The following is a 1939-nucleotide window of genomic DNA, read 5'->3' on the forward strand; positions in this document are numbered from 1 at the left end:
GATCTCTGAAGTCGCCGGCTCCGCCGGGGGGGCGGGGTTGCTCGGACGGTTACCGCCGGGCTGCATGAACTGCGGCAGCATGTCGCGGTGATGGACGATGGGGCCGGCGATGAGCTGCGGAAAGAAGGTGACGAAGAGCGCGTAGTGGGTGAAGCGGTATTCGCGCGCCTGGCCTTGGTATGCGTCGACCAAGTAGGCGATCTGCTGGAAGGTGAAGAAGGAGATCGCCAGCGGCAGGATGATGGTGTCGAGGTGGAAGTCGGTGCCGGCGAGTGCGTTGAGGCTGTTGACGGTGAAGTTGGCGTATTTGAAGTAGCCGAGCAGGCTGAGGTTAAAGACGGTGCCAGCGATCAGCCAGGCTTTGCCGGCGTGCTGGCGGCCCAGTCGGTGCGCCTGGTCGAGCAGGCTGCCGAGGCCGAAGTTGGCGAGCATCGACACGAGCAGCAACACCAGATAAACCGGCCGCCACCACGCGTAGAAGAACAGCGAGGCCAGCACCAGCCAGACGATCGCCGGCTCATGCCCGCGCCGCGCGACCCAGAAGTAGCCGGCGAGCGTGAGCGGAAGGAAGAGGAAGAGGAATTCGTAGGCGTTGAAGAGCATCGGCGGGTGGGCGTGGCGTGGCGGCCCAGGGCGGATGGCCGATGATGACCGATGCTGGGTGGGTTGTCAGTAGGGGGTGTTCAGACCATCTTGATGATCAGCCGCTTGCCGCAGGCGTGGGCGTATTTGCGCAGGGTGGCGAAAGACGGCGAGTGCTTGTCGGTGCGTAGCGAGGCTTCGAGCCGTGACACGGCGCTCTTGGTCGTGCCCATGCGGGCCGCGACTTCTTCTTGCGTGAGGCCGGCTTGCTTCCGGGCCTCGAGCAGTGCGTTGAGCGCGGCGTATTCCTCTTCCAGCCCATCCCATGCCGCCTTGAATCCCGCGCGCTGCATGGCACGGCCGAGTTCGGCCTTGGTGTCCAGCGGGACCGGGTTGAAGTGCTCAGTTGTCATGTTTGATCTCCTTCAGGCGCTTGCGGGCAGTCTTCAGTTCGCGATCGGGGGTTTCCTGCGTCTTCTTGATGAAGCTGTGCAGGATGACGATCTGTCGGCCCCGCATGGCGCAGTAGAACGCTCTGCCAATTCCCTCTTCGCCTTTGCAGCGCAACTCGAAGAGTCCGTCGCCCATGGCGCGGGAGTGCGGTAGCTGCAGATCGGCGCCATGCCCTTCCATGAGGAAGACAAGGCGCAGGAAATCGGCGTAGATGCCGACTGGCAGGGTTTCTTTGGCATTTCGGGCTGCGCTTCGATGAAGGCGGAAATGCTAAATGGAAAAATGACAAAATAGAATGCCAGGTGGGGCCTTCTTTTCGGTGGGAATCAATCGAGTCTGACCCCCATTGATTTTTGATCAGCTCAAGGCGTACCACGCGCCGCGGCCGCTGCCGTGCTGAGAGTAAATGGGGTCTGACCCCGTTTATTTTCCACAAATGGGGCTGACCTCAACTTCCCACTGATCTTTCAGCAGCCGAGCGCCTCGGGCTTGGGCATGCTCTCGTTCGGTTCCTTGGGGGAACTGGTTTGTGGTTGACTGCGGCCGATGCTGTAGTAGTGCCAGCCGTCGTCGGTGAGGCGGTCCGGGTTGTAGAGGTTGCGGCCGTCGATGATGAGCTTGGCGCGGAGCAGCGCCTGCATCTCCTCGAAATCGGGCGCGCGGAACTGCTGCCACTCGGTGCAGATGGCTAGCGCATCGGCGCCTTCCAGTGCGCTGTACTTGTTGCCGCACAGCGCCAGGTCGAGCCGTTCGCCGTAGATGCGCCGCGTTTCGTCCATTGCTACCGGGTCATACGCTCGCACCTTTGCGCCCGCTTCCCAGAGTGCCTCGATGAGCGTACGGCTAGGGGCCTCGCGCATGTCGTCGGTGTTGGGCTTGAAGGCCAGGCCCCAGACGGCGATGG

The 1939-nt window shown here is 62.5% G+C and carries 4 protein-coding genes and 1 pseudogene; 1 reads left to right on the forward strand and 4 read right to left on the reverse strand.

The genetic code is table 11. The features are described from left to right. The 3 genes and pseudogenes from ACUH78_RS19125 to ACUH78_RS19135 all read right to left on the reverse strand — a co-directional run. A pseudogene (locus tag ACUH78_RS19125) lies at window positions 1–603 on the reverse strand (MBOAT family protein); the annotation flags it as partial. An 80-nt stretch (window positions 604–683) separates the two neighbouring features. Next, the gene (gene relB / locus ACUH78_RS19130; protein ID WP_445333560.1) at window positions 684–995 is read right to left on the reverse strand and encodes a type II toxin-antitoxin system RelB family anti-toxin; all 312 of its coding nucleotides are present in this window, start codon (window positions 993–995) and stop codon (window positions 684–686) included. Further along, window positions 985–1215: a type II toxin-antitoxin system RelE/ParE family toxin gene (locus ACUH78_RS19135; RefSeq protein WP_445333561.1), complete on the reverse strand. Its 231-nt coding sequence runs from the start codon at window positions 1213–1215 to the stop codon at window positions 985–987. The genes relB and ACUH78_RS19135 overlap by 11 nt, the downstream gene beginning before the upstream one ends. Between ACUH78_RS19135 and ACUH78_RS19140 the strand changes: the two genes are divergently transcribed. Continuing rightward, entirely contained in the window at window positions 1204–1329 is a 126-nt protein-coding gene (locus ACUH78_RS19140) for a hypothetical protein (RefSeq protein ID WP_445333562.1), read from the forward strand. The two genes, ACUH78_RS19135 and ACUH78_RS19140, sit on opposite strands and share 12 nt — an antisense overlap. 173 nt (window positions 1330–1502) lie before the next feature. Here ACUH78_RS19140 and ACUH78_RS19145 read toward each other — a convergent pair. Next, window positions 1503–1939: UDP binding domain-containing protein (locus ACUH78_RS19145; RefSeq protein ID WP_510497607.1), on the reverse strand; the 437-nt coding region annotated here is incomplete at its 5' end.

It is taken from the genome of Thauera sp. ZXT1-4 (genome assembly GCF_052598215.2).

What these genes read in the sequence shown, in the direction of transcription:
- ACUH78_RS19135 (WP_445333561.1), bottom strand. Translation starts at nt 1,215, where the DNA reads ATGGAAGGGCATGGCGCCGATCTGCAGCTACCGCACTCCCGCGCCATG.
- relB (WP_445333560.1), bottom strand. Translation starts at nt 995, where the DNA reads ATGACAACTGAGCACTTCAACCCGGTCCCGCTGGACACCAAGGCCGAA.
- ACUH78_RS19140 (WP_445333562.1), top strand. Translation starts at nt 1,204, where the DNA reads ATGCCCTTCCATGAGGAAGACAAGGCGCAGGAAATCGGCGTAGATGCC.